The following is a 24136-nucleotide window of genomic DNA, read 5'->3' as shown; positions in this document are numbered from 1 at the left end:
CGCTGCCGCGAGCGCAGGGCTGCCCCGGCCCTATGAGGCATCCAGGCCCTGCTCCCGCGCAATCCGCATCGCCTCCTCCAGCACCTTCTGGTCGCCGATATGATTGGCAAGCAATAGAATCAATGCCGCATTCACGGCCTGGCTCTGCTCCGGCGCCAGGTCGCGATGCATGTCGATCAGCCGCTCGTAGAAATCATCCGGACGATCAAGGTTGGCTGCGGTATTCAGTGCACTGCCGGGCATGGCACTCCTTCGTCAAGTTCAGTCGGGACGGCGGTTTGCGTCGCGCGCGCCAGCGCCTGCCGCACGAGATCGAAGTCGAGCCTTCTCCATCGCGCGCAGACATGCTGATCCGGCCGAATCAGGTAGAACGTTCCCGGGTGGCAGTCATAACGCTGCTTCAGCAAGCCCTGCCGGTCTTCCAGGACGGTCACGCCATCGATGGCCGGCATGCTCATTCCGGAAGGCACAATCAACAGCGGCTTCACCGGAATATCGCCCTGCCCGAGCATCCGCAAGGAATCCAGGGTGCCGTCATCGATGCAGCCATGCCCGGCGAAGTACATGCCGGCGAACGCGCCGCCGATGCAACTCGTCAGCCAGCGCGGCTCGGTCCCGGCGAGAACCGGCGCGTCCGCCAGCGGCGCCCCCGGCACCATCGCGCCCGCGAATGCCTCCGCATCCGGCGTATTGAGCGGACTGCTGGCCAAAACCGACGGCACCGACAGCCTGCCGCTGTTGACGATGCGGCGGGCAAACTCGTGCTTCTTCGACAGCCTCAGCACCGCATCCCTGAAGGTCTTGCTGATTTCGCTCTTGGGCGTGATGAAATCGGTGGAACGCGTTGAGTTGAGAATGTTTTCGTCGGCCGCCTCCTGCCGCTCGTGGGCATAGCTGTCGAGCAGCGAAGACGGCGCCCCGCCCTTCAACACCAGCGCCAGTTTCCAGGCAAGGTTGTCGGCATCCTGCACGCCGCTGTTGGCGCCTCGCGCGCCGAACGGCGATACGCCGTGCGCGGCATCGCCGGCGAACAGGATGCGGCCGTGGCGGAAACGTTCCATGCGCAGGCAGGAGAAGGTATACACGCTGACCCATTCAAGCTCGAAGTCGGCGTCCTGGCCAAGCAGCGCGCGGATGCGGGGAATGACTTTTTCAGGCTTCTTTTCCTCGGCCGGATCCGCATCCCAGCCCAGCTGGAAATCGATGCGCCAGACATTATCCGGCTGACGATGCAGCAGCACCGACTGGTTCGGATGAAACGGCGGGTCGAACCAGAACCAGCGCTCCGCCGGAAACTCTGCCTTCATCTTCACGTCGGCGATCAGGAAGCGGTCGTGGAAGGTGCGCCCCTTGCTCTCCAGGCCGCACAAGCCGCGAACCGCGCTGCGTGCACCGTCGCAGGCCACCAGGTAGTCGCAGGCCAGCGTGTACCGGCCGTCCGGGGTATCGACCGCGATCACGACGCCGTCGGCTTCCTGCGCCAGGCCGGCGACTCTGTTTTTCCAGCGGATATCGAGGTTGGGCAGTTCGAGCGCGCGTTCGTAGAGATAGCCCTCGACATAGTATTGCTGCAGGTTGATGAAGGCGGGACGCCGGTGGCCGGACTCGGGAAGCAGATCGAAGGAATAGACCTGCTCGTCGCGGAAGAACACCCGGCCCACATTCCACGAGACGCCCTTGTCCACCATGCGCTGGCCGCAACCGAGGCGATCGAAGATTTCAAGGGTGCGCTTGGCGAAGCAGATGGCGCGCGAACCTGTCGACAGCATGCAGTCGTCATCGAGCAGGACCACCGGCACTCCCTGCTGCGCGAGGTCGATGGCGGCAGACAGCCCAACCGGTCCGGCGCCGACGACAACGACCGGATGGCGCACCGGCGTGCCGGCATCCTGGTCCGGTGAACGCCGGTAACGATAAGTCGCCTGCTGATAGTTGGCGTCCATTGCTGCTCCCGAAGTATGTCGATGCAGAATCAGTCCTGGAGTGAATGCCACATTTCCTTGTCACGCTCGGCGGTCCAGATGCGCGGATGCTTGATGCCGCTGGCTTCATCCACCGCACGCGTCACATCGAACGGCAGGCAATGCTCGTAGATGAACACATGCCCGAACTTCGGATCCATCTTGCTGCGCGTATGCGCCATCGCCGCCTTCAGGTCCTTGCCCTGCGCCACCGCTTCCTTCGCGCAGTCGAGCAGCGTGCTCACGAAGTCCTTCGTGTAATCAATGCCCTTGTTGACCTCGTCCGGATTCATCAGCGCCGGTCCGCGTCCCGGCACCAGCTTTTCCGCGCCCAGCGCGCGCAATGCCTCCAGCGTCTGCGGCCATTCCTCCAGCTGCGCATCGCCGGTATAGGCGGCGGCATCGTACTCGACCAGGTCGCCCGAGAAGCAGATCTTCTGCGACGGAATCCAGGCAATGGTGTCGCCCTTGGTATGGCCCATGCCGATATGCATGAGCCTGACTTCCAGCCTGCCCATGAAGATGGTCATTTCCTTCTCGAACACCATGGTCGGCCACGACAGCCCCGGCACCGACTCGACGCCGGCGAACAGGCGCGGGAAGCGCTCGATCTCGGACTTCATGTCGTGTTCGCCGCGCTCGACGATGAGTTCATAGGTGCCGCGCGAAGCGATGATCTGCTCGGCGCCTTCCTTGAAGTAGGCCGAGGCGCCGAGCACGCGCACCGCATGGTAGTGCGACAGCACCACGTACTTGATGGGCAGGTCCGTGACTTCGCGGATGTGCCGGATGAGCGACTGCGCCATGATGGGCGTGGCGGTGGTGTCGATCACCATGACGCTGTCGTCGCCGATGATGACGCCGGAGTTGGGATCGCCCTCGGCAGTGTAGGCGTAGGCATTGTCGGACAGCTTGACGAAGCTAGTTTTCTTTTCCGTCAGGTCGGCCTGCGAGGCGAATTTCTTTTCCGTCATGATGGTCTCCTTGGCGTGATGGAAAGGGAATGGCGGAATCTGCGTCCGCAATCCACTGTTCCTACAATGTTTCAACTCTCTGCGTGCGCCTTGCCTGGCGCCGATGCACGTTCGTTATTATCAAACGCGCTCAATAGCGATGAAGTTTGTTTTAGTTAAAAACGTATGTCAATAGCTAACAGGAAACAGCCTGGATGAATTTCAGGAAACGATGCACGATGTTGGCGCTCCTCATCCAGAGAAACCGCCCGGGCCCGGCGGCCTCAGCGAAGCGCGATGGAATGGTGTTTAATGCAAGTCTTCCCGTACTTGAACAGGCATACCATGGAATTTCACTTGTTCGGGCCTGATGCCCTGCTTGCCTATGCCGCCTATTTCGTTGGCACCGTCAGTCCAGGGCCAAGCAATCTGTCGATCATGTCGATCGCCATGCATTCCGGCCGCAAGCCGGCTGTCATCTTCGCCGCCGGCGTGGTGTCGGGTTCGATGTTCTGGGCGCTGCTGGCCGCGCTCGGCCTGTCGGCGCTACTGTTGAGCTATTCGAACCTGCTGTTCTTCATCAAGCTGCTCGGAGGCGCCTACCTGCTCTGGCTGGCGGCGAAATCCGCGCGCGCCGCATGCCGTCCCGCGCTTGACAGTGATTCGTCCGATTCCCGGGAAGCCGCGCTGCGCGGTGACGCATCCAGCGGAAAACGCCTTTATCTGAAAGGACTCGGCCTTCACCTGACCAATCCCAAGGCCATCCTGACCTGGCTCTCCATCGTTTCGCTGGCATTGCCCGCAGGGGCAGGCACTGCCCACGCGCTGGCGATCGTCGGCGGATGCGTCTGCATCGGCATCCTGGTGTTCGGCGGCTATGCCCTGCTCTTCTCGACAGCGTCCGCCCGGCGCATCTATCTGCGGGTACGCCGCTGGTTCGAGGGCGTACTCGCATTGGTATTCGCATTCGCCGGCATCAAGCTGCTGCTGTCAAGAAGCTAGAGCGTTTTCGCCCTGACCGGTACACAGGCGCCGGCTTGTCGCCGGCACCGCCACTGCTGCATCAATCCATCGTCATGTTCGCGCTGCGTGCCACCTTGCCCAGCCTTTCATATTCCGACTGGCTCAACGCGCCGAGTTCCTTGTCCGACGAACCTCGCGGCGCAAAGCCGGCCTGGGTCAGCTTTTCCTTCACCTGCGGCATTGCGAGCGCTTCGACATAGGCGCGGTTGATCTTCTGCACGACGGACGCAGGCATGCCGGCCGGACCGTACACGCCGAACCACGGCTCTACCGCATAACCGGCGAGGCCGGCTTCGGCCATGGTCGGCACGTCCGGCAAGGAGGGCGACCGGCTCTTGCCCGCGACGGCAAGCGCCCGCAGCTTGCCGGCCTGAATATGCGGAAGCGACGCGGGAAGATTTTCAAACATCATCGGCAAGTGGCCGCCCAGCATGTCGTTGATTGCCGGCGCGCTGCCCTTGTAGGCCACATGGCTGATGCTGGTCCCCGTCATCTGCGCAAACAGCACGCCAGCCAGGTGCATCGATGTGCCGACGCCGGCCGTGCCGTAATTGAAGCCGGGCTGCTTCTTCAGGTAATCGACCAGTTCGCTCACATTCCTTGCCGGCACGGCAGGCGCGACCTGCAGCACGATGGTCGACGTGCCAAGCAGGCTGATCGGCGTGAAATCCTTGCGCGGGTCGAAGGACATCGCCTTGTACACATGCGGATTGAGCGCATTGGTGGAAATGGCGCCCATGCCGATCGTGTAGCCGTCCGCAGCTGCCTTGGCGACCGTATCCATGCCGATATTACCGCCCGCGCCGGGTTTGTTTTCAATGATGACCGGCTTGCCGAGTTTCTCCGCCACTTTTTCCCCGACCACGCGTGCAACAAGGTCGGTGGTGCCTCCGGCGGCATAGGGAACGATGAAGCGGATCGGCTTTTCGGGAAATTCCGCATGAGCGGCGGTGGCGAGGGTCGCCAGTGCGAGAGAGGAAAACAATTGAAGCAGGCGCGCAGGCTTGCGGCATGGTGTCGTCATAGATCGGTCTCCATCGTTGTTGTGAATTGCGCACGGGCTTGACTTGCCCGGGTCGCTTGCCCGATTGTAGGCGCAACCGCGAATTCCGGCTTGCACCGCAGGCCGGCGTCGGTCCGGTCCGCTTTCGCGGCCCCTGGCTTCCGTTCCCCGCGTCACCCTCTGATGGAATGCGCCCAATGGAATCCGAGACTCGGCGGGGATGCGAACAGGAATCTTGCCGGTGCCTGAACGCGATCGCACTGAAGGGTTTCAGCTATAGGTGTCGGCATCGAACGTGTTGGACTGCTGCAGATGTTTGATGACAGTAAACAGGCCCTGGTGATTTTCAGCATCGAACCTCGATAGTGCATGCGATTCCGTTCCGGTGTGCTTGCCATTCCGCTATGCGGAGACGATCTGGAATTGACGCAGTCTGACTAGCTGGGCGCTTCGCCGTTCCGCGTGCCGATAGGCGAGCCGTCCTGTCTTCGCGTACTGCCTCCATAGTGATATGCGCGTCGGTGACGCTACTTTCATTCTTCGGCATGGCCAATGCCTTCGTCTCTCGGTATTGCGTCATGTCAAACATGAAACGCGGATTTTTTACCGGCGCAATGTAAAGATGGACGAGCATGGCTTGCATGAGAGCTGACTGGATGGAACGAAGTGAACGCACTGTCATGCCCAAACCGCTTTTGATCAACGATGGTCGAGCTGGCCCGCTCCTTGCTCCTGTCGTACATGTCTCCTCCCCTATCCTGATAGGGATTTATTCCGCGGCCCCACGGGGCTGCGGTTTTTTTTATGAGGCTCCATTTCCGAGCCGGATCAATCCGGCGCTCACGGACGCCGGTAAAATGCTTTTCCGACATAGAACGCCAACTGAAACATGGAACGCAACGGACCAGGCTATCCACCACGCATCACGCCGCTGACCCACGAGCGAGCCTACCTCGACTCGCGCACCGAGGACGAACAAATGACGCCGACCGAAAACGGCGGCTGGGATGTCGAGCGGCGCTGCTTTGAGCGGGTCGGCAATTATCAGCAGCTCAACAAGTACGATTACGACGACAAGCGATTGCTGATGATTCCGCTCTGGCGGCTGTTTCTTGACGCGTTTACCGCAGCGGTTGAAAACGGCTATGTCAACGAGTCGAACTGGAAGCAGGCATTCCGCTTCAGGGAAGACTGGCTCGCACTGGCAACCGACCTGAAACGCGCAGGCACCGAGTGGATGAATGAACGCCATCAGCGCGCACTCACTATTGCAATGCTGGGCGGCCGGCCCGAGCATCCCGGGTTCGCCTCCTATCGCGACTGCGGTGAATTCCTTGCCACGCAAATCGAAACGCAATCCGATCTGCCGCGCCTGAAGCTCGTATAGCAGGCGGCCGAGACATGACGGACGATCCGGCAAATTGATACATGGAAGAACAGTTCCATTACTTAACATAATTTCTTCAGTCCTTCGCCTCGCCGCTTGCAATTCGTGCATCGACTGCATCCGGGCAAAGCGGCAATCCCCTGCACTCCAACATGCCTGCGGCAATCCGGCGGCAATCCCGCAGCGATAAGGCGGCGATAAGGCCGTCATGCACGGCTTTCATTCGTACCGTGTGTTTCCAGCGGAGAACGATTTTTGCTTTTGCGCATCCAACAGGCATTGCTTCCCTGGCGTCGCCGACGCGCTCCAGTCCGCTTACGCCGGCCCACGAGCCAGGCGATGGCGCACTTGATGACAGGCGCACAAGCCTTTTCGACATATCATGATCAAAACCACCACGCCCGTCGCACTTCTTCGAACCGGCAAAACTGCATCCGGAGAAGCCGGCGCGTCATGGAAAAAGAAGCACGCGCGCTTCGAGGCGTTCAGTTTTTCGGCGCTGGTATTCAGCGCCCTTCTCGCGATTGCCGGATGCATCACGTTCGGCCTGCAGGCGAACCGCATCCTCGATGGCCATGATGAACACCGCAGGGCGGCGGAGGCCTCGGCCACGGCGCTCAACATCTTGAGCAATATCCAGAACATGAAAGCGGGACAGCAGCACTTCATGCTGACAGGCGACGTGAGTTTCATGGGGCCTTTCGAGCAGGGCGGCCTGGAGCTGCGGAAAAACATCGCCATCCTCGACCGCATGGTGCCGCAGGACGACGGCGCAGCCAAGGCGTTGATTGCCAGGCTGCGCATGCTGACCCACTCCCAACTCGGAGGCTCGCCCGCTGCCGTGCCGAATGCGCTGCCGCCGGCGGTCAGCACGCAGGAGCTGGTGGAGAACTCCGCGCACCTGCGCACGCTGCAGCACATCATCCAGGATCTCAATGCCGGCTTCCGCCAGCGGCAGCTGGCGCAGGACAAGGCGACAGATCAGGTGGTGCGCGAGGCCAAGGGATTGTTTGCGCTGTGGGTGCTGTCGATCGCGGCGGGATTCTGCCTCGCGTTCTGGTATGGAGCCGAAGGCCGCCGGCTGCTCAGGCGCGAGGCGCAGCGGCTGGCGCTGGATGCCAGCCATGACCAGCTGACCGGCTTGCCCAACCGCCGCTTCCTGACGGAGTGGACCAGGAATGCGATGGCCGACAGCGTGCGCCACCGGCAGCCGCTGGCGGCGCTGTTCATCGACCTCGACGGCTTCTCCGACATCAACAACACCCTCGGTCACGACGCGGGCGATGCGGCACTGGTCTGGGCCAGCGAAATGATCCGCTCGCAGATACGCGGCGCCGACTGTCTCGCGCGGCTCGGCGGCGACGAATTCGTCATCATCGCCGGCGGCCTGGCACCGGCGCAGCTGGAAGGCCTGGCGCAGCGGCTGCTGCAGGCCTTCGCCGGCGGCCGCCCCATTGCCCAGCTGCCGCTTGGCGCACTCGGGCTGAGCATAGGGATCGCGCAGCTCTCGCTGGATGATCCGGATATCGAACGGCTGCTGGCCGACGCCGACCAGGCGATGTACGAGGCCAAGCGCGCGGGAAAGCGATGCTACCGGATGGCGGCGGACGGACATTCGCCCGCTGCGCAGAAGGCGGCGTAGGCAAGGCCTCGCGACGCCGCTTGCCTTCGTTACTCGTTGGCCAGCTTCCCGACGAAGAGTACCTGGAATTGCTGCCGTCGCTCGAGATGGCGGAAATCCCCATCAAGGACATAATCCACCGGCAGGGAGAACCGATCGAACTTGATGCCGCTGTGGCGGAAGAACTGGTCGCCGTCCCGGGAAAATCCCTGGTTGCAGCCATGAAAGACCACATGCAGCCGGTAGCGCTGTCCCTGCGCGCAGCGCGCCGGCGCACAAGCCCGGTGCCTTTCCCGCCGGTCGTGTCGGTCCCGCCTGTCGGGTGCTTGTTCCGGCGCATGAAAGGAACCCCTTGTCCGAAGCGGGGTCTGGCACATCATGTACTGCACACGGGAGGCCCCATGGCTGCCGGCTCGGAAATCATCCTTGACATCTGGAGCGACTACGTCTGTCCATTCTGCTACCTGGAACTGCCGGCGATCGAAGCCGTGCAGCGGGAATACGGGACGCGGCTGGCGGCAAACTGGCATGCGTTCGAATTGCGGCCGGATCCGGTTCCCACGCTCGATCCGGATGGCGAATACCTGCATACCACCTGGAACCGCTCCGTTTATCCGATGGCCGCCGAACGCGGCATGGCATTGCGCCTGCCGCCGGTGCAGCCGCGCAGCCGCCAGGCCTTCGAGGCGGTATTCTTCGCGCGCGAGCAGGGTCGCTTCGATGCCATGCACCTGGCCTTGTTCCGCGCCTTCTTCGAGGATGGCAGGGATATCGGCAGAACGGATGTGCTGGCGGCGCTGGCAGGCGACTGCGGTCTGGATGGCGATGCCTTGCTGGAGGCTCTTGCGCAGGAACGTTATACGGCTGCGGTGGTGGACGATGAATCGCAGGCGCGCAGGCTTGGCATCACCGGCGTGCCCCTGACGCTGGTGCGCGCCGCCGGAGCGCCGCTGGCATCGGCCGTCCCGGTGCATGGCGCGGTGCCGGTCGAGACCTTGCGCGCGGCAGTGCGGCACGTGGAGCAATTGTCTGGATGAACCCGGCCATGGACGAGCGGCCGCGGCTGGCATGCCTGCCGCGGGAAGTGTTGGCGTTTCCCGGGTATCAGGCGGGCAGCAGCGCAGCCGGCTTCCGCACGAGTTCATTCCCGCTGTCGCCGTCCAGCCTGAACACGCTGACCAGCCGCGACAGGTTGTCCGCCTGTTCCCGGAGCGATTCGGCGGTGGCCGCCGCCTCTTCGACCAGTGCCGCGTTCTGCTGCGTCACCTGATCCATCTGCCCGACGGCCTGATGCACCTGGCCTAGCCCCGCGCTCTGCTCCTGCGACGCCGTACTGATGTCTGCCATGATGTCATTGACCTGCTTGACGCTGCGGACGATCTCTTCCATCGTGCTTCCGGCCACGCCGACGAGTCGGCTGCCGGTATCGACCTTGTCGACGGAATCCGCGATGAGCAGCTTGATTTCCTTGGCCGCCGCGGCGGACCGCTGCGCGAGCGTACGCACTTCCGCCGCGACTACCGCGAAGCCGCGGCCCTGTTCGCCGGCACGGGCGGCTTCGACCGCCGCATTGAGCGCAAGAATATTGGTCTGGAAGGCAATGCCGTCGATTACGCCGGTGATGTCGGCGATCTTGCTGGCGGAATCATTGATCAGGCCCATGGTGGCAACCACCTGCGACACGACTTCCCCGCCCTTGACGGCCACGCCGGAGGCCGACAGCGCCAGCTCGTTGGCCTGGCGCGCATTGTCGGCATTCTGCCTTACCGTCGCGGTCAGTTCCTCCATCGAGGACGACGTCTTTTCCAGGGAAGCGGCCTGCTGCTCGGTGCGCGAAGACAGGTCCAGGTTGCCCGACGCGATTTCCGCGGATGCCGCGGTAATCAGTTCGGTGCCGCTGCGCACATCCGAGACGATGCGCACCAGGCTGCGCTGCATTTCCCGCATCGCATGCATGACGCTGGACTGATCGCCGCCGCGGACATGGATCGCCGCGGTCAGGTCGCCGAGGGCGATACTCCTGGCAATCCGGCTGAGATCGCCCGGCTCCCCGCCCAGTTGCCCGAGCAGGCCCCTGGTCAGCACGGTGCCTGTAATGATGCTGAGCAGCAGCGTGACGGCGGCTGCCACGAAGATGATGAATTCCGCATGTTCCACCCGCGCTTCGGCTTCCTCGCTTCCGCGCGCCACCACCTGCTGCAGCGATTTCACGACGGCATCGATATCCGAGACGATCTGCCGGCGCAGCGGACTGCATTCCTTGACGAGGAACTCCCCGAACTCCTGCATCTTGGCCGCCTCGCGATACTGGCGCGGACGCTTGAGCTCCTCGGCCATCGTCAGCAGCCCCTGCCGCACCTTCTGGAATTGCGCATCGCCGGCGAACAGGGGCGTCATTTCGTTCAATGCTTGCAGGTAGATCGCCTTCTGCTGGTCGAGCATATCGAGCTCGCTCCTGGCGTGCGCATCATCCGTGTAAATGAAGGCATTGCGTGCTGCCAGTCCGGTCTGGCCAAGCGCTTCGCGAGCCACATACAGGCGTTCCAGCTTCTCGCTCCTGAGCCTGTTCTGATCCTCGACGAAACTGCCGATCTCATGCAGGCGGATCAGGGAAAACACTGAAAGCGCAAGGATCAGGAAGGCGACAGCGCCGAATCCGATCGTGAATTTGATGCCGATTTTCATGGTCCCTGGCTTTTTCATGGTTCCTGTGACTTTTCCGTAATGGTGCTGATGGAGGTGGCCACGCATCGGACCGGGTGAATCCGAATTGCGACCAGCAAGCTTTCGCCGTGGCATTTTCGAGGCCTTCAAGGCGCAGCGGGGTAATTTGCCGGGAATCGTACACAAGTTTCAACCAGGAAAGATGTTCACAATGCACGCGTATATGTCTTTCCGTCCACAGGTGGATAACAAGTCCGTGAATTGTTGACGTTCTGTACAGGATCGATACCGCATTGGCATGGTGCTGGGATCCGCAGACCCGGAGGCCCGGAGTCACGCGCGGCCAGGCAATAAAAAATCGCCTCGATACGCAGGTATCGAGGCGATTTCCACTTCCTGAGCATGTGCCGGAGTCGGTGCGGCACCGCGGCTTCCCGCAGTGCCTTTAAGCCCGGTGACACCCTCTTTAATGAATACTCTGGCCTGTCGTGCCTGAGTTGCCGGTTCCGGACTGAGCGCTGCCCTGGGTCACCTTCGCCGCCATTTCATCCTTGGTGCGCTGTGCTTCCTGCTTGGCGGCCTCGGTGAGACGCTGGGCCGATTCCTTCACCGTCTGCATCTGCGTCGACGCGATTTCCTTCGCCTTGCCCATCAGGTTGTCGCGCACGCCGCCGAGCAATTCGTTTTCCTTGCGTGTCACGGCCAGCATGGAACCCAGGCCTGCGCCAAGCGCAATGCCGAGCGCGCCGATCAGCAGCGGCTGCTCATCCTTCATGGTATCGACGCGGTGCTTCGCGCGGTAATACTGGGTTTTCGTGGTGTGGCTCATGTCGTTCAGGCGCGACTTTGCATCTGCCGTGGTTGACTGCAGCCTGGTGCGGGCGGTATCGCTTGCCTGCTTGACACGGTCGGTGACGCGGTTGAGCGTTCCCGTCGAAGACATGCCGGAGCCCGTCGATGAACCGGCGCCATACGATGTGTCGGCCGCATAGGCTGAGTCGACGCCATATGGACGCTCCGCATCCAGGGATGCATCCGTTCCGTAACCGAGTCCGGAGGTGTCCGACCTGTAAGTCTGGTAGCGTTGACTGGAGCGCTTCGCCGGCGAAGCCTGCAGGAAACGCTGAAGCAGGAAACCGGCGATGACGGTGCCCGCCAGAAAGGCGCCCCTCGAGCCGCTCAGCTGGCTGGCGGCGCTCTGCAGCATCGAGGCCTGTGATGCACTCTGATCGCCGTAAGTTGAAGTATCGTAGCCGCGCAGGGAGTCGTAGCGTTCCGAAGTCGCGGTTTCATAGGGCAAGGATTCACGCTGGCGTGCGCCCTGCGTCGACGCGCGGGAAGTACGCGACGTGTTGCTGCCAAGATCGGAGCTGGTGCCGCCATACAGGCCGGTGGCATCCATGCCGGCCCTGCCCGACGCGCCGACGCTGTCTCCCGGCGTGCTGGATGCGATGGACGGCTGCGAGGATGCATCAATCAGATGCTCGCCCGGTCCTGGCGCTACTCCACTCGCGATCGGAGTGGTCGTCTCTTTGTTTTGATCTGTCTGATTCTGATCTTTCATTTCTCGCTCCTTGTTAATGATAGGGGCCGGATCCTGCGAACCATGAGTCCGGCTCACCGGCGACCAGAACATTGCTCGTAGAACATATGCCTGGTCATCCACCAGAAATAAGAAATGCAAGTTGAAGATTAGTTCTATGACAATGTGTATCTATCGCTGTTTCGTTTGTTTGGCTTGCCTGTCTTGCCTGTATGTATTGCCTGTGTTCAGGCATCCGCGCTGCCAGGCTGCACGGATAACTTGGCGGCATGCGTGGCCGCGCCGAAATGATGGATTCATGTCCCGGCCAACATCACTTTGATAGCCGGTTCTTGCGGGCGGTCATTTTCATTGGCGGCGCGCGGGGGGATGGTTTATCGGTTGCATCCAACCTATCCCTCCCGCGCTCCACTTTCTACCGCGCGAGCGCCATCATTCCTGCGCCTTGAAACCGGTAGCCTTCACCACCTTTTCCCAGCGCGGCAAATCCTCGCGCAGCAGCCGGTCGAAGTCCTGGCGGCTGGAGCCCGCGACACGGAAGCCCGCGCCCTGCAGCTTCTCCTTCACCTCGGGCGCCTGCATGGCCTTCACGACTTCGCCGTTGAGCTTGTCGAGGATGTCGTTGGGTGTCTTTGCCGGCGCATACACGCCGAACCATGCGCCGAATTCCACCGACGGATATCCCTGCTCCTTGGCCGTGGCCACATCGGGCAGCATGGTCGAGCGGGCCGGGCCCGAGGTGGCCAGCGCGCGCAGCTTGCCGCCCTTGACATGCGAGGACACCAGCGCGAGCGTGCCGAACAGGCCCTGCGTGTCGCCGGCGATCACGCCGCTCATCGCATCGCCCGTGCTTTTGTAATGCACCGCTTCCATCTTGAGCTGCGTGGCATCGGCCAGCATGGCAATGCCGAAATGGCCGGGCGTGCCGGCGCCGAAGGTGCCCATGAACAGATTCTTCTGCGCCTTGCCCCATTCCACGTATTCCTTCAGGTTCTTCGCGGGAATCGTTGCCGGCACCACGAAGGCGAAGTCCGATGTCACGACATGGCTGATGGGCGCGAAGTCCTTGACCGGATCGAAGCCGAGCTTGGTATAGGTGCTGGGGGAAATGGCCATCTCGCCGACGGTGCCGAGAAACAGCGTGTAGCCGTCCGGCGCCGCCTTGGCCGCCTCGCGCGCCGCGATCAGCCCGGCGGCGCCGGTCTTGTTGTCGACCACGAAGCCCTGGCCGGTCGCTTCCTGCAGTTTCTGCGCGACGATGCGCGCCACCAGGTCCGGCCCCGTGCCGCTGGGGAAGCCCACCACCAGGCGCACCGGGCGGGTCGGATAGGACTGCGCCAGCGCGGCGCTCATGTGAGCGGCGCCCGCCGCCAGCAGCACGGCCGCGGCGGCAAGTCGGATCAGGCCGGCGCGTGCCGGCAATGTGGCGAATACGGGTGTGCGATGCATGTTGGTCTCCTGAATGTATGTCTGTGTTCTCTTATGCAATGACTGTCGTGCCGGTGCTGCGTTCAAAGCACCAGGTGCACGTCGATGATGGCCGCGCCCGCCGTGCGCGCGCCCATGCCGATGGCGATCATCGAATTGAGATGGCGCCAGCGCGCCGCGCCGGTCTGGAAGGTGATCGCCGTCCTGAAATAGTATTCGTCCGGGGCCACCTCCTCCCCCGCCGCGAGGCGCTGCATGACCTCGGCGGGACCATGGCGGAAGCCGTCGCTGCGGATCTCGACCTGCGCGCCGTCGTCGTCCTGGATCACGTAGTGCGCGGCAATGTCGAGCGTGCCGTCCGCGCGCTGCAGCTGCCAGTCGACGCCGCCGGCCACGACCTTGCCGTTGAATTCCTCGCCGTTCACCGTGCCGCCGGTAATGGTCACGTAGCGCCGCTCGCCGCAGGCGGTCGTGCCCAGCGAGACGACGGGAGCCACCTTCGCGGTGATGCGGCACAGGAAACGGGTGGATGGGCTTTGTACGGCGATGTTGCTCATGTCGGTTCCGCTTTCTTCAAGTTCGGTGTGATTCACGCGGCGGCGCTGCGCCAAACCATTGCACCGCGCCGCCGCCAGTTAATGCTGTCCTGCCTTGTGCCTTATCTCCTGCCTTACTCGCAGACGAAGTTCGAGGCATCCTCGACATTGCCCGTTCCCTTGTAGCGCGCGGATTGCGGATAGGGGCAAAGCGGACGGCTGCGGCCGGGGAAAGCCGTAGTGCCGCGCGCCGCCACGCTGGCCGGCGCCACGCCCTTTTCCACCCAGTTGACGATGGCGGCCAGGCCGTCGTAGGCATCAGTGGCCGGTCCGCCCGAGCAATGCGTCATGCCCGGCACCAGGAACAGGCGAGCGAAGGATTGCGCCTTGTCCATGCCGCCGGCGCTTGCCGCGACGCGCTGGTAGTAATCGACGGTATCGTTCGACGAGAAGATCGGATCGCTCACGCCGTGGAAGAGCAGCATCTTGCCGCCGCGGCCGGTATAGGGCGAAAGATCGGTGGTGCGGTAAGTGTCGTAGATGGACGAATAGGCGGCCAGGCGTTGAGGATCGCGGTCGAAGTCGAAATTCAGGATGTTGAACCCGGCATCGTAGGGTGTCAGGAATTCATAGGCCATCGCATTCTGGATCAGCGTGATGAAACGCGAGTTCGGCGTCGCGGTGGCGGAGGTCCCGAGCTTCCAGTTGCGCCAGTCGGCGGCACGGATGCCGGCATCCCACGGCCAGGATGCATAGAGCGCGTTGCCGGCGGAATTGCGCGGTCCGGCGAATCCTTTCTTGAGGGCGGCCACCTGCTCGCCCGACAGGCAGCTGTCGTTCTTGTCGCCGCTGCACTGCAGCACCGCCGGATCGAACTGGCACGCGCTCGGATTCTGCACCATGCCGTCGCTCACGCCATCCCTGGCGTCGCAGGCCGCCAGCACGCCGTTCGACACCAGCGCCAGGTCGCTTTCGCTGAAGGCGCGGCTGAGAATCGGATTGCCCGAGGCATCGCGCGGGGCGATCGCATGATAGGCCTGGGATTCCCAGGCGGCCGACATCGAGGCGCCGCTGGCCACGCGCATGGCCGGCGCGCTGGCAACGATGCCGTCGAAATAGCTCGGGAAGCGCTGCGAGAACATCATGCCCTGCCGGCCGCCGCCGGAGCAGCCCATGAAATAGGAATGGTCGGGGGTGCGTCCGTAATAAAGGTTGATCATCTGCTTGGCGATCTGGGCGGTGCGGTCGTAGGCGTTGTAGGCGTGGTCGACGCGGCCGCGCTCATCCTTGCCGTAGACCGAGGCGTCGGTGCCCTGGTGGCCGCCGTCGGTGCTGACCACGGCGAAGCCGCGCGACAGCGCAAAGGCATTCGTGCCTTCCAGCGCGGCGAGCGCGCCGGTATTGGTGCCGAGCGCGGGATTTACCACGCCGTCGTTGCCGCCGCCGCCCTGGAACAGGAACTGGCCGCTCCATGTCTTCGGCAGGCGCAGCTCGAAACCGATGTGGCGGTCGACGCCGTCCGAACCCTTGTAGGCGTCGGCGGCGCCAGTGACCACGCAATGCGCCGGCAGGAAGGCGCCGCTGGTGACATTGGCCGGCCGTGTGCTGTCGGCGGCAACCTCGCGAACGCTGCGGATACTTACATTGGGCAACTGCACTTTCTCCATGCCCGAGCAGCCGGTGCTGCCGAGAAGCGCGCTGGCCACCGCCGGCGCATCATCATTGCCGCCGCAGGCGGCGCAGAGAAGTCCGACGCTGCCCAGTACGGCCAGCGTCATCGGTTTCGGCAGCATCCGCGAAAGTCGTTTTCCCATCATTGTCTCCTTGTCATTTTTTTCATGTTTGACTGCTGGGGTGCCCGAGGCCCGTGCCTCGCTCGGACGGGTCCTGGAGTCTTGAGCAACACTTGGGCGATCCCCGGCGATGCTGGGCAATACTTGGTGAGATTTAGCGATACCGGGCATTACCCGGCCATGTCCACGCGAAGCCTCGCAGGCTGCACCCATGCGGATCAATGTCCGCAAGCCGCGGCCTTCCCGGTATTTCCCCGCTGAAACCGGGCCTTGTGCTGGAACCGGAATTTCATTACTGTCTCCATATTGTTCGAGTCCGATCCGCAAGCTTTTCCGAAACCCGGAATGCGCAGGCCGGCCGCAATGATGTCTTTAATGTGTTCGAAGCTTTTATCTGGATGATAAAAGCCCAACCGGAAATCGCATGTCCTCCCGAAGGAGGACAGACTGAAATGACAGGCACAACATGAACGTCTGGACCGTAGCCGAAGCTGGCTCGCCCTCCGATATCGCGTCCGATACCGTGTCAGATATCGCGCTTTACTCGCTGTCGAAAATCATTTCGCATATCGGCGCGCAGGACTTCACCAGCAGCGTGTTGCGCGAAATCAACCGCGGCCTCGCCGCCGGCTCATGGAGCGTGTACCGCACCTGCGGACGGCGCGTGCCGGTCTGCTATCTGTCCAACAGCTACAAGCGGCGCGACACCACCGGCAGCTGCTTTCTGGCCTACCGCGACGGCCTCTACCGCGAAGACCGCACCTTCGACGCGCTGGAGGGCAGCAAGGGCAAGGACATCCGCATCCTGCACCTGACCGCCGCGGACGTGCGCAACCCCGAGCACCGCCGCATCATTTACGAACACCACCGGCTGCGCGAACGGCTGTCGGCGGCCCGGCTCGCGGCCGATGGTTCCATCCTGTCGGTCAATCTCTACCGGCACGACGACCAGCCTGCCTACCGGGAGCGCGACCTGCAACTCTTCGAGCACCTGGCGCGCGGGCTGTTCGCTTCGGTGGAACGGCAGATCGCACTGCAGCCAATCGCGGACGGCAGCACCGCCGCGCCTGCCACCGCCGGTGTCGAACTGCCGGAGGACGCGCACAGGGAAGCGCTGCGCCATTTCGCGCCCGACATGCCGCCCCGGGAAGTGGAAGTGTCGCTGCGGCTGCTCAGGGGCATGAGCCACGACGGCATCGCCTGCGATCTCGGCATCGGCGCCACCACGGTCAAGACCTATCGCAACCGGGCTTTCGCCCGGCTGGGCATTCACCACAACAATGAATTGTTCGCCCTGGCCCTGAAGCATCGCGACGTCTCGCCACGTCGTTGATCAGCGCGCCCATGCCCATCAACTATGCAAGGCGGCTGACCGGCCCGCAGCGCAGCGCCGAGGCCAACCGGCATCTCGGCTATGCGCTGGCCTTCATTGCGGGCGCGACCAATGCCGGCGGCTTTCTCGCCGTGCATCAATACACATCGCACATGACCGGCATCGTATCGGCGGCTGCCGACAGCCTTGCGCTGGGCGACTACCTGCCCGCCTTTGCCGGCGCCGGCGCGCTGTTGTCCTTCGTCTCCGGCGCCGCCGTGACCGCGATCATGGTGAATTACGCACGCCGCCACCGCATGGCCAGCGAATATGCGTTGCCGCTGCTGCTGGAAGCCATCCTGCTGCTATGCTTCGGCGTGCTCGGCGCCCGTCTGGCCGGTATCGAAGGCTTGTTCGTGCCGGTGACGGTCATGCTGCTGTGCTTCATCATGGGCCTGCAGAACGCGGTGATGACCAAGCTTTCCCGCGCCGAAATCCGCACCACGCATCTGACGGGCACCGTAACGGATATCGGCATCGAACTCGGCAAGCTTGTCTACTGGAACATCGATGCTTCGAATGACAAGGCCAGGGTCGTCGCAAACCGGACGCGGCTGCGACAACTCCTGCTGCTGGTCCTGGCCTTTTTTATCGGCGGCGTCGTTGGCGCGGTTGGATTCAAGCATGTCGGCTATCTCTCGACCGTGCCGCTCGCCGTGATGCTGTGGGCACTCGCCATCGTCCCCACGCTGGATGACCTGCGGGTTTTCATGCGCAGGTCATTGCGAAAATGAGTTTTCAGCGGCGCGCCATGCCATGATCCTGCGCCGCACATGACTGTGCATGCTTGTCCCGGTCAGGCCATGGCATGTGGCGATCTCAGTGGTGCAGGCCTGTGCCGGCGGACTGCTCGCTCATGGAAGCCGGCAGCGGCCGATAAGCCCGTTCCGCCGCAGCGGTATCGTTGAACTGCTGGAACCGTGCCACCTTGCCGTCCCGGATGGTGAAGACATGCACCCATGGATTGGTATAGCTGCGCCCGGTCGCCCGCACCAGCCATTGCGAATCACCGCATACCACCACCTTGTCATTCTCGGCAATGAATTCCCGGGGTTCGAACTGCATCGCTTCCTGCGACTGCGCCAGCATGCCGAAATACCGCATCACTTCCTGCTTGCCGCGATAGGTGCCCGAGAAAGGCAGATATTCGCTTTCCACCCCGATCCATTCGATGTCGTCGGCAAAATTCTGCATCAAGCCTTCGATATCCTGCGCCTGGAATTTCTGGTAACCCTGCATCACGAGCTGCTTGTTTTCCTGAATCGTCATGATCGTCTCCATGCTTCAAGAGCCCGTTTGAAAACTGCCGCAACGGATGAGGACCGGCGAGTCCGGTCGGCGGAGCTTCGCGCGACATGGTCGCAAGGCACGCCGGTTCCCTGGCCTACAGCCTTGCCGGAGATTTTCAAACGGGCTCTTACTGCCCCTTCCTCCCTGATCGTTTGCAGTTCAACATAGGGCGGCAGCGGGAAGTGCGATTGTCGAAGATCAAAGCATCCGCAATCAGGACAAGCCGGGCATCAGGAATGTCGCGGGCGGAAATAAATGCCAGGAGAGGAAGGGGCCGCCAGACGATGCGGCGACGCATGTCCGGCGATGGAGGCTTGGCCGCCACGCGCAAGCGGGCGGTATCGACGCGCAAAGGCAGACCTGCCGGTCCGGCGCGCAGCGCCGTCCGGTCGCTCGTCCACCAATCGCGCTCGGTCCGTCAAGGCTTGAGCTGCACGCGAATCTCACCGGCCGGATGCGCCGCGCTATGGACATTGATATACAGGTTGCCGGCCTTGTAATCGGCGAATTGCGCTTCGGTCAGCCGTGCATTGGCCGGTACGGAAAACGCTTTGTCCGAGGTTTTTGTCAGTGGAACGATGACCGGCCCGTTTTCGCCTTTCGATCCGCGATGAATATGCGCGGCCGTGGCATTCATGTCGTCGATCAACACCGACCCGCTGACAGTCCGGTCATCCGCCACCGTAATGGTGCTGCGCCCGGAAGCCCGTGTCGTCACCGGCGGCACTTCATTCTCGCCCTTGAGTTCCAGCGTCGTCTTCGGCCCGCCAATGCCCATCTTGCCCATCATCCCGCTCATCGTATCGCAGCCGCCCATCAGGCCGAGGCTCATGACCAATGCGAGGGAAGACACACACCGAACAGATTTCTTTTTTGAAAGGTTCATGGTTTTTCTCCTTGAGGTGTGAAGGAATGTGCTGACGGGAGAGGTCTTGGCACATATGACATTTTCACCGCAACCAATGCCCGTGTAACTCAAGGTTATGCAGCAATGAGGGGAGAGATATTGATTTAGCGGGGTGAATTGATTTTCATCAATTAGTCTATATCCCCTTTTAACCTCTTGGACACTTTAAAACCAGGTGGCAATAGATGCCTTGGACGAACCAGCCCTCTCCCGCCGTCGTGCATTAAGGCATAGAGGGCAAACCCATTTCATTTCATTTGTGACTTGCTGGACAAGTAACCTGTCATTGAGCTGCTTAACAGATTTATCGCGATCTTTTAGCGCTGCAGTATGCGGCTCCAAAGGAAGCCTGAAGCCTTTCAGGAATTCCGTATCCACCATGTATTCAAAGGTCTTTTCTGAAGAAATAATTTGAAGTATTCGGATTTCTTCATCATCCACAGATCCAGTACCTGAAATCTCTTCGGCCAACCTCGGCGAAGTCTGGATAAACGATTGAACGCCGTGCTTCTGGCAGTATGCCGGTTTCACTGATGTGCTCCTATTGGCAGTACCGAGGAGGTGTCAGTAAAGCTCAATCGTATTGCTCGTGGGAGCAAGGTGCTAATGAAAACATGAATGGGCTCATACGACACTACTTTCCAAGGCAAATGGATCTTTACCGCATTGCCTCCAGCGAAATTGCCATGGCAGGATATAGCCTGAGGCCGGGCATTAGTAACCGCCTTTCAAGGACGCCCTAATTGCATCCAATAGATAACGGCAAGCTGAATCTTCATCGGCAAAGTATTCAATACCGGTTTTAACACCACGTTCAGAATAATAGACAATCCACCGTCCATTCTCAAAATCCAAGCACAGCTTTTCGCTCGGCGATCCGCCATCTAAAGAATAGTGCGAGCCAGATATCTTCTCCCTCTTAAGGATAACGTAAAGTTCATTTCTATCCATTTTTTACACCTACTTCACTTTAGTTAGGACTCCGCTCTTTTCCAAGTCAATTGCTTTTTGTGGAACTTCATATTGGGTTTCTTTTCCAGCATACCAAAACCATTGCGCTGACTCGCAGGCTTTGACTTCTAGTGGACTAATAAATTTGTGAACTGAATAGCCAGGATCTGGACCGCATAACGAAACCAGCTGAGGATCGGCCCGACCCTCCTACCGTCATACTGCTCTTATTTTTCCACAAACTTTTTCATTGCCTCTTCTGCAGCTATAACGGCTTCACCGGCAGGAAGAGAGAGCGGCCAATATTCGATGACTAATCTTGACACGCAGCTTAAATCGGAAGACAGAATTGATTCAGGGCGATCTTCTACCTGTTTTAAATAAGCAGTTAGATTCACACGAACAAACCTTAAGTGTTCGGGATCAATTCCTGAATCACGAGGCAAAGAGTCAATTTGTTGAAGTGCAAGACGAAGCTTGGACTCGAGGATCTCGATTTCATTCATACAGCTTATGGTTTGCTAACTAATCGGCGCAAGGCGGGCAGCAAGCACCACCTCATCGTTGATGCGGCAGGCACACCGTTGAACATCCGGACTGGTGCGAGCCGTCATGACTCGACTCAGATCATGCCACTGCTCGACGACGTGTCGTTCCTTGGTGGCCGGCGTGGGCAGCCGTTGTGCAAACCAAATTGGGTGCAGACTGATCGTGCGTATGACTGTGCATCCGTCATCGCCCCCGGTGTACCGAGGTGAACGGTATGCATGTGCAGCATCTGCGCTGCCTGCTTCTGCGTCTGGAAGACTTGTTCCGTTCCGTCGTCTTCCCAGTTGAATCCGCGTAGAGTAAAACCGACTATAAGCCGGATTTTCTTTTTAGCCAATTCTTCCTCGAGGTATCAAGACTTTCTTGATTTGCTCCCCCCGCAAGATAGGGATCTGACGACTGGATAGGATCATCTTCCCATCCACAGACATCACAAATCTCATAGCTGCCAGGTTCGTCTATAGTGCTTTCGCCACAACAAGGGCAAGGATAAAATTCTTCAACGATATGATTCATTGTCTGCTCCAATAACCTATTCCATCCTTTGGTCTAAACATAGTCTTTGGGGCGCCGTTTTCTCCTTTTACCAAGAACGTATTACTCTTCGCATCATAGATTAAGGTCTCTTTCCCACGCATTTTGATTAGTGCATCCGTTGGTGGACTACTAGCAAATGCATGAGCCGCATCGACATATTTCTTTGAGTTGGCTAGCTCCGGAAATTCATCTTTATGCTTATTCCAATGTGCATAAGCATTCTCAGCAGAAGACTGTTTTTTTGTTGTGGACCAAATTGGAGTTTGTTTTGCTTTATCACAAATGCAACGCAATCCGAGGGGATCAACCCAGCTTAGAGGATTCGGTGCATATTGGTAGACGTTATTCCCACCCGCCAACCCAATCGGATCCTGCCCAACAAACCGCCCGCAATCCGGATCGTAATACCGGAACCGATTGTAATGCAGCCCCGTCTCGGCATCGTAGTACTGTCCCTGGAACCGCAGCGGCTGCACTTCCTCGAACGACTGTTTTTGCGCCGATTCAGCGTCCTGCTCAAATACCTCCGGCACTTCCACCCGCAACACATTACCCCACGCCCGGTACGTCGCCGCCCAACGTAGCTGCCCCTGTTCATCCGTCATCTCCCTCGGCGTGCCAAGATGATCGGTATGCATGTGCAGCACCTGCGCCGCCTGCTTCCGCGTCTGCTTGACTTTTTCCGCCTCATCATCTTGCTTGATGACCCGATTCACCTGCGCCAGCGGCACGAACGATTCCGGCTGGTACAAATACGTCCGCGCATGACCGCCCCGCACTTCTTCCAGCAGCCGGTTGCCATCCCACACGAAATGCGTAATGCCAAACGCATCCTTCTTGTACAGCCGCCGCCCGAACGGGTCGTAGCCATACGTCACCGTCTGCACCGTTGGCTGGTCGGTATGTGCCTGCCGGGTGGTAGTGGCCCTGACCAGCTGATGCTCGCCATTCCCCTGCAGCGCAATCTCGGTATGCCGGCCGATCTTCTTGCCGGTCAGATCGCCATGCACGTCGTAGGCGTAGCGCTTGTCCTCGAACACGGTGACGCGGTTGTTCTCGATGCGCCCACCCTGGTTCTGCAGGCCGTCATCGAGCAGGTTGTGCGCCGGGTCGAAGTCGAAGCGCTCCTGCGTGGTCGGATGCACCGCCGACAGGATGCGGCCTAGCGCATCGTAGTGGTAGGCGGTGCGCCCCAGACGGGCGTCGTCGATGGCGATCAGCTCGCCGCTCTTGTCATAGTCGTAGCGGCGGGTAATGAGGCTGCCGTCGAGCTCCGGGCTGTCCAGCGCCTGCCACGCTCGGCGCTGCTCCGCGAGGCTGCCGCTCACTTGCTGCCCGGTCAGCCGGCCCAGCCTGTCGTACTGGAACAGGCTCTTCAGTGGGCCCTGGCTGCGGCTGATTTCCCGGTGCAAACCGTCGCGCTCGATGTCGCAGATGACTTGTCCATCCAGGTTGACCTGGTGCAAGTGCCCGGAACCGTAGAACAGCTGGTTGAGCTGGCGGCCATCCGGCAATACCGTCTGGATGCGGTTGCCCAGCGCATCATAGGCATGCGTGATGCGGCTGGCATGATGGCGGGCGGTGGTGGCTTCGGCAATGAGCTGACCGATGGCGTCGTACTGCAATTCGACCTCGGCTTGCGCATTGCTGGCCTGCACCAGGCGGCCCAGCTTGTCGTAGCGGTAGCGGGTGCGCAGCTGTTCGGCCATCGAGGGGCCGGTGATGCGCGAGACGATCTTTTCCAGCAGCCGGCCGGCGGCATCGCGCTGGTAATGGGTGTCGATGCGGGCGTCGGCATGGCGGCGCGCGCCTGTCACGCCGGCTCCCGCAGGACTGCCGTGTTCCTCCCGGGCCACCGGCAGGCCGGCGGCATCATAGCGGTAACGCGTCAGGCGGCCGTCGAAGCCGGTTTCCTCATGCAGCCGATCAAGGACGTCGTAGCTGAACGCATACACCGCGCCGTTCTCGTTGATCAGCTGCGCCAGCCGCCTGGCGGCGTCGTAGCGGTAGTGCAGCGTGTGGCCCAGCGCATCGGTGCGGCTGGTCGGCAATCCCTCGGCGTCCAGTGCATAGACGGTGCGGCGGCCGGCGGCATCGGTCTGCGCCACCAGCCTGCCGGCACGGTCGTATTCGAGTTGTTCCTCGCTGCCGTCGGGCCGGGTGACGGCGAGCAGGCGGCCGGCGGCGTCGTAGCGGTAGGAAGTGCTCTGGCCGAGCGCATCGGTGAGCTTGCTCAGCTGGCCCCAGCCATCGTAGTCGTAGCGGGTGGTCTGGCGGGAGCAGTCGGTATGGCGGATGACTTGCCCGGCCTCGTTGTAGGCCAGCGTGCGGCTGCGGCCGGCGGCATCGGTGATGACGACCGGCAAGCCGTGGGCGCCGTAGCGGTAGGCGGTGCGCTGGCCGAGGGCGTCGGTGATGCTGGCCAGATTGCCTGCCTCGTCATGGCGCAGCGCGGTGATGCCGCCCATGGCGTCGGTGATGAGCGAGGGCTTGCCGTGCTGCGGGTCGTAGGCAATCCTGGTGATGGCGCCGTCGGGCTGCTCGACGGCAATGAGACGGCCGAGCGCGTCATGCCGATAGCCGGTGCGGCGGCCGGCGGCATCGGTGAGCTCGACCGG

Annotated in this window: 22 protein-coding genes and 2 pseudogenes; 8 read left to right on the top strand and 16 right to left on the bottom strand. The window is 61.4% G+C overall.

What is annotated here, in order from left to right; translation table 11 throughout:
* Window positions 1-30: 30 nt before the first annotated feature.
* The 3 genes from FH061_RS23400 to FH061_RS23390 are packed head-to-tail and all read right to left on the bottom strand — an operon-like array spanning window position 31 to window position 2935.
* Entirely contained in the window at window positions 31-243 is a 213-nt protein-coding gene (locus FH061_RS23400; RefSeq protein ID WP_151638250.1) for a DUF2783 domain-containing protein, read from the bottom strand.
* Window positions 225-1943, bottom strand: coding sequence for an FAD-dependent oxidoreductase (locus FH061_RS23395; protein WP_151638249.1), 1719 nt, complete (start codon window positions 1941-1943; stop codon window positions 225-227). Before FH061_RS23395 ends, FH061_RS23400 begins: the two co-directional genes overlap by 19 nt.
* Window positions 1944-1972: 29 nt before the next feature.
* A complete protein-coding gene (locus tag FH061_RS23390; protein WP_151638248.1) occupies window positions 1973-2935 on the bottom strand; it encodes an MBL fold metallo-hydrolase in 963 nt (320 codons plus the stop codon).
* Between the two features lie 324 nt (window positions 2936-3259).
* Here FH061_RS23390 and FH061_RS23385 point away from each other — a divergent pair, with 324 nt between their 5' ends.
* Complete coding sequence (locus FH061_RS23385; protein ID WP_151638247.1) at window positions 3260-3916, top strand: LysE family translocator; 657 nt, start codon at window positions 3260-3262, stop codon at window positions 3914-3916.
* 61 nt (window positions 3917-3977) lie between these two features.
* Here FH061_RS23385 and FH061_RS23380 read toward each other — a convergent pair whose 3' ends face one another.
* Window positions 3978-4961, bottom strand: coding sequence for a Bug family tripartite tricarboxylate transporter substrate binding protein (locus FH061_RS23380; protein WP_151638246.1), 984 nt, complete (start codon window positions 4959-4961; stop codon window positions 3978-3980).
* Window positions 4962-5829: 868 nt separating this feature from the next.
* Here FH061_RS23380 and FH061_RS23375 point away from each other — a divergent pair.
* The 3 genes from FH061_RS23375 to FH061_RS31205 all read left to right on the top strand — a co-directional run bounded on the left by FH061_RS23375 (window position 5830) and on the right by FH061_RS31205 (window position 8985).
* Window positions 5830-6327, top strand: coding sequence for a hypothetical protein (locus FH061_RS23375; RefSeq protein WP_151638245.1), 498 nt, complete (start codon window positions 5830-5832; stop codon window positions 6325-6327).
* A 382-nt stretch (window positions 6328-6709) separates the two neighbouring features.
* Window positions 6710-7969 (top strand): GGDEF domain-containing protein, encoded by a 1260-nt coding sequence (locus tag FH061_RS23370; protein WP_151638244.1) that lies wholly within the window; start codon window positions 6710-6712, stop codon window positions 7967-7969.
* 20 nt (window positions 7970-7989) lie between these two features.
* The gene (locus FH061_RS31205) at window positions 7990-8985 is read left to right on the top strand and encodes a DsbA family oxidoreductase (RefSeq protein WP_225984835.1); all 996 of its coding nucleotides are present in this window, start codon (window positions 7990-7992) and stop codon (window positions 8983-8985) included.
* A gap of 67 nt (window positions 8986-9052) precedes the next feature.
* On the opposite strand, the gene FH061_RS23360 is transcribed toward FH061_RS31205, so the two are convergent.
* From FH061_RS23360 to FH061_RS23340, 5 genes are all read right to left on the bottom strand, one after another.
* Window positions 9053-10633, bottom strand: coding sequence for a methyl-accepting chemotaxis protein (locus FH061_RS23360; RefSeq protein ID WP_225984834.1), 1581 nt, complete (start codon window positions 10631-10633; stop codon window positions 9053-9055).
* A 445-nt stretch (window positions 10634-11078) separates the two neighbouring features.
* A complete protein-coding gene (locus tag FH061_RS23355; protein ID WP_151638242.1) occupies window positions 11079-12176 on the bottom strand; it encodes a hypothetical protein in 1098 nt (365 codons plus the stop codon).
* A gap of 411 nt (window positions 12177-12587) precedes the next feature.
* Complete coding sequence (locus tag FH061_RS23350) at window positions 12588-13604, bottom strand: Bug family tripartite tricarboxylate transporter substrate binding protein (RefSeq protein ID WP_151638241.1); 1017 nt, start codon at window positions 13602-13604, stop codon at window positions 12588-12590.
* A gap of 62 nt (window positions 13605-13666) precedes the next feature.
* Window positions 13667-14176 (bottom strand): DUF3237 domain-containing protein, encoded by a 510-nt coding sequence (locus FH061_RS23345; RefSeq protein WP_225984833.1) that lies wholly within the window; start codon window positions 14174-14176, stop codon window positions 13667-13669.
* Window positions 14177-14253: 77 nt separating this feature from the next.
* Window positions 14254-15936 carry a tannase/feruloyl esterase family alpha/beta hydrolase gene (locus tag FH061_RS23340; protein ID WP_151638240.1) on the bottom strand — a complete coding sequence of 561 codons (1683 nt, stop codon included), beginning with the start codon at window positions 15934-15936 and terminating at the stop codon, window positions 14254-14256.
* Between the two features lie 442 nt (window positions 15937-16378).
* On the opposite strand from FH061_RS23340, the gene FH061_RS23335 reads away from it, so the two are divergent.
* Together FH061_RS23335 and FH061_RS23330 are read left to right on the top strand one after the other, a co-directional pair.
* Window positions 16379-17245 (top strand): helix-turn-helix transcriptional regulator, encoded by an 867-nt coding sequence (locus FH061_RS23335; RefSeq protein ID WP_151638239.1) that lies wholly within the window; start codon window positions 16379-16381, stop codon window positions 17243-17245.
* An 11-nt stretch (window positions 17246-17256) separates the two neighbouring features.
* Window positions 17257-18003 (top strand): annotated as a pseudogene (locus FH061_RS23330) (YoaK family protein); the annotation flags it as partial.
* Window positions 18004-18103: 100 nt separating this feature from the next.
* On the opposite strand, the gene FH061_RS23325 reads toward FH061_RS23330, so the two are convergent.
* From FH061_RS23325 to FH061_RS23315, 3 genes are all read right to left on the bottom strand, one after another.
* Window positions 18104-18553: a nuclear transport factor 2 family protein gene (locus FH061_RS23325; RefSeq protein ID WP_192805220.1), complete on the bottom strand. Its 450-nt coding sequence runs from the start codon at window positions 18551-18553 to the stop codon at window positions 18104-18106.
* 439 nt (window positions 18554-18992) lie between these two features.
* A complete protein-coding gene (locus FH061_RS23320; protein WP_151638236.1) occupies window positions 18993-19460 on the bottom strand; it encodes a CHRD domain-containing protein in 468 nt (155 codons plus the stop codon).
* A 186-nt stretch (window positions 19461-19646) separates the two neighbouring features.
* Window positions 19647-20012: a hypothetical protein gene (locus tag FH061_RS23315; RefSeq protein WP_151638235.1), complete on the bottom strand. Its 366-nt coding sequence runs from the start codon at window positions 20010-20012 to the stop codon at window positions 19647-19649.
* A 50-nt stretch (window positions 20013-20062) separates the two neighbouring features.
* On the opposite strand from FH061_RS23315, the pseudogene FH061_RS32005 reads away from it, so the two are divergent.
* Window positions 20063-20164, top strand: a pseudogene (locus tag FH061_RS32005) (IS30 family transposase); the annotation flags it as partial.
* A 31-nt stretch (window positions 20165-20195) separates the two neighbouring features.
* On the opposite strand, the gene FH061_RS23310 reads toward FH061_RS32005, so the two are convergent.
* Entirely contained in the window at window positions 20196-20432 is a 237-nt protein-coding gene (locus tag FH061_RS23310; protein ID WP_151638234.1) for a hypothetical protein, read from the bottom strand.
* 227 nt (window positions 20433-20659) lie between these two features.
* Window positions 20660-20938, bottom strand: coding sequence for a hypothetical protein (locus FH061_RS23305; protein WP_151638233.1), 279 nt, complete (start codon window positions 20936-20938; stop codon window positions 20660-20662).
* Here FH061_RS23305 and FH061_RS31865 point away from each other — a divergent pair.
* Window positions 20888-21190, top strand: coding sequence for a transposase (locus FH061_RS31865; RefSeq protein WP_404822500.1), 303 nt, complete (start codon window positions 20888-20890; stop codon window positions 21188-21190). The two genes, FH061_RS23305 and FH061_RS31865, sit on opposite strands and share 51 nt — an antisense overlap.
* Window positions 21191-21290: 100 nt before the next feature.
* On the opposite strand, the gene FH061_RS23295 is transcribed toward FH061_RS31865, so the two are convergent.
* Window positions 21291-21497: a CPCC family cysteine-rich protein gene (locus tag FH061_RS23295; protein ID WP_151638232.1), complete on the bottom strand. Its 207-nt coding sequence runs from the start codon at window positions 21495-21497 to the stop codon at window positions 21291-21293.
* Window positions 21494-24136: RHS repeat-associated core domain-containing protein (locus FH061_RS23290; RefSeq protein ID WP_192805218.1), on the bottom strand; the 2643-nt coding region annotated here is incomplete at its 5' end. The genes FH061_RS23295 and FH061_RS23290, both read right to left, overlap by 4 nt.

The sequence above is a fragment of the Noviherbaspirillum aerium genome (assembly GCF_008929045.1).
Classification (GTDB): Bacteria; Pseudomonadota; Gammaproteobacteria; order Burkholderiales; family Burkholderiaceae_D; genus Noviherbaspirillum; species Noviherbaspirillum aerium.
Note: the sequence above shows the minus strand (reverse complement) of the source record. Positions and strands in the feature narration are given on the sequence as shown.

What these genes read in the sequence shown, in the direction of transcription:
- FH061_RS23335 (WP_151638239.1), top strand. Translation starts at nt 16,379, where the DNA reads ATGAACGTCTGGACCGTAGCCGAAGCTGGCTCGCCCTCCGATATCGCG.
- FH061_RS23385 (WP_151638247.1), top strand. Translation starts at nt 3,260, where the DNA reads ATGGAATTTCACTTGTTCGGGCCTGATGCCCTGCTTGCCTATGCCGCC.
- FH061_RS23395 (WP_151638249.1), bottom strand. Translation starts at nt 1,943, where the DNA reads ATGGACGCCAACTATCAGCAGGCGACTTATCGTTACCGGCGTTCACCG.
- FH061_RS23390 (WP_151638248.1), bottom strand. Translation starts at nt 2,935, where the DNA reads ATGACGGAAAAGAAATTCGCCTCGCAGGCCGACCTGACGGAAAAGAAA.
- FH061_RS23360 (WP_225984834.1), bottom strand. Translation starts at nt 10,633, where the DNA reads ATGAAAATCGGCATCAAATTCACGATCGGATTCGGCGCTGTCGCCTTC.
- FH061_RS23370 (WP_151638244.1), top strand. Translation starts at nt 6,710, where the DNA reads ATGATCAAAACCACCACGCCCGTCGCACTTCTTCGAACCGGCAAAACT.
- FH061_RS23340 (WP_151638240.1), bottom strand. Translation starts at nt 15,936, where the DNA reads ATGATGGGAAAACGACTTTCGCGGATGCTGCCGAAACCGATGACGCTG.
- FH061_RS23375 (WP_151638245.1), top strand. Translation starts at nt 5,830, where the DNA reads ATGGAACGCAACGGACCAGGCTATCCACCACGCATCACGCCGCTGACC.
- FH061_RS23350 (WP_151638241.1), bottom strand. Translation starts at nt 13,604, where the DNA reads ATGCATCGCACACCCGTATTCGCCACATTGCCGGCACGCGCCGGCCTG.
- FH061_RS23310 (WP_151638234.1), bottom strand. Translation starts at nt 20,432, where the DNA reads ATGGATAGAAATGAACTTTACGTTATCCTTAAGAGGGAGAAGATATCT.
- FH061_RS23295 (WP_151638232.1), bottom strand. Translation starts at nt 21,497, where the DNA reads ATGAATCATATCGTTGAAGAATTTTATCCTTGCCCTTGTTGTGGCGAA.
- FH061_RS23355 (WP_151638242.1), bottom strand. Translation starts at nt 12,176, where the DNA reads ATGAAAGATCAGAATCAGACAGATCAAAACAAAGAGACGACCACTCCG.
- FH061_RS23305 (WP_151638233.1), bottom strand. Translation starts at nt 20,938, where the DNA reads ATGAATGAAATCGAGATCCTCGAGTCCAAGCTTCGTCTTGCACTTCAA.
- FH061_RS23320 (WP_151638236.1), bottom strand. Translation starts at nt 19,460, where the DNA reads ATGAACCTTTCAAAAAAGAAATCTGTTCGGTGTGTGTCTTCCCTCGCA.
- FH061_RS23400 (WP_151638250.1), bottom strand. Translation starts at nt 243, where the DNA reads ATGCCCGGCAGTGCACTGAATACCGCAGCCAACCTTGATCGTCCGGAT.
- FH061_RS23325 (WP_192805220.1), bottom strand. Translation starts at nt 18,553, where the DNA reads ATGACGATTCAGGAAAACAAGCAGCTCGTGATGCAGGGTTACCAGAAA.
- FH061_RS23380 (WP_151638246.1), bottom strand. Translation starts at nt 4,961, where the DNA reads ATGACGACACCATGCCGCAAGCCTGCGCGCCTGCTTCAATTGTTTTCC.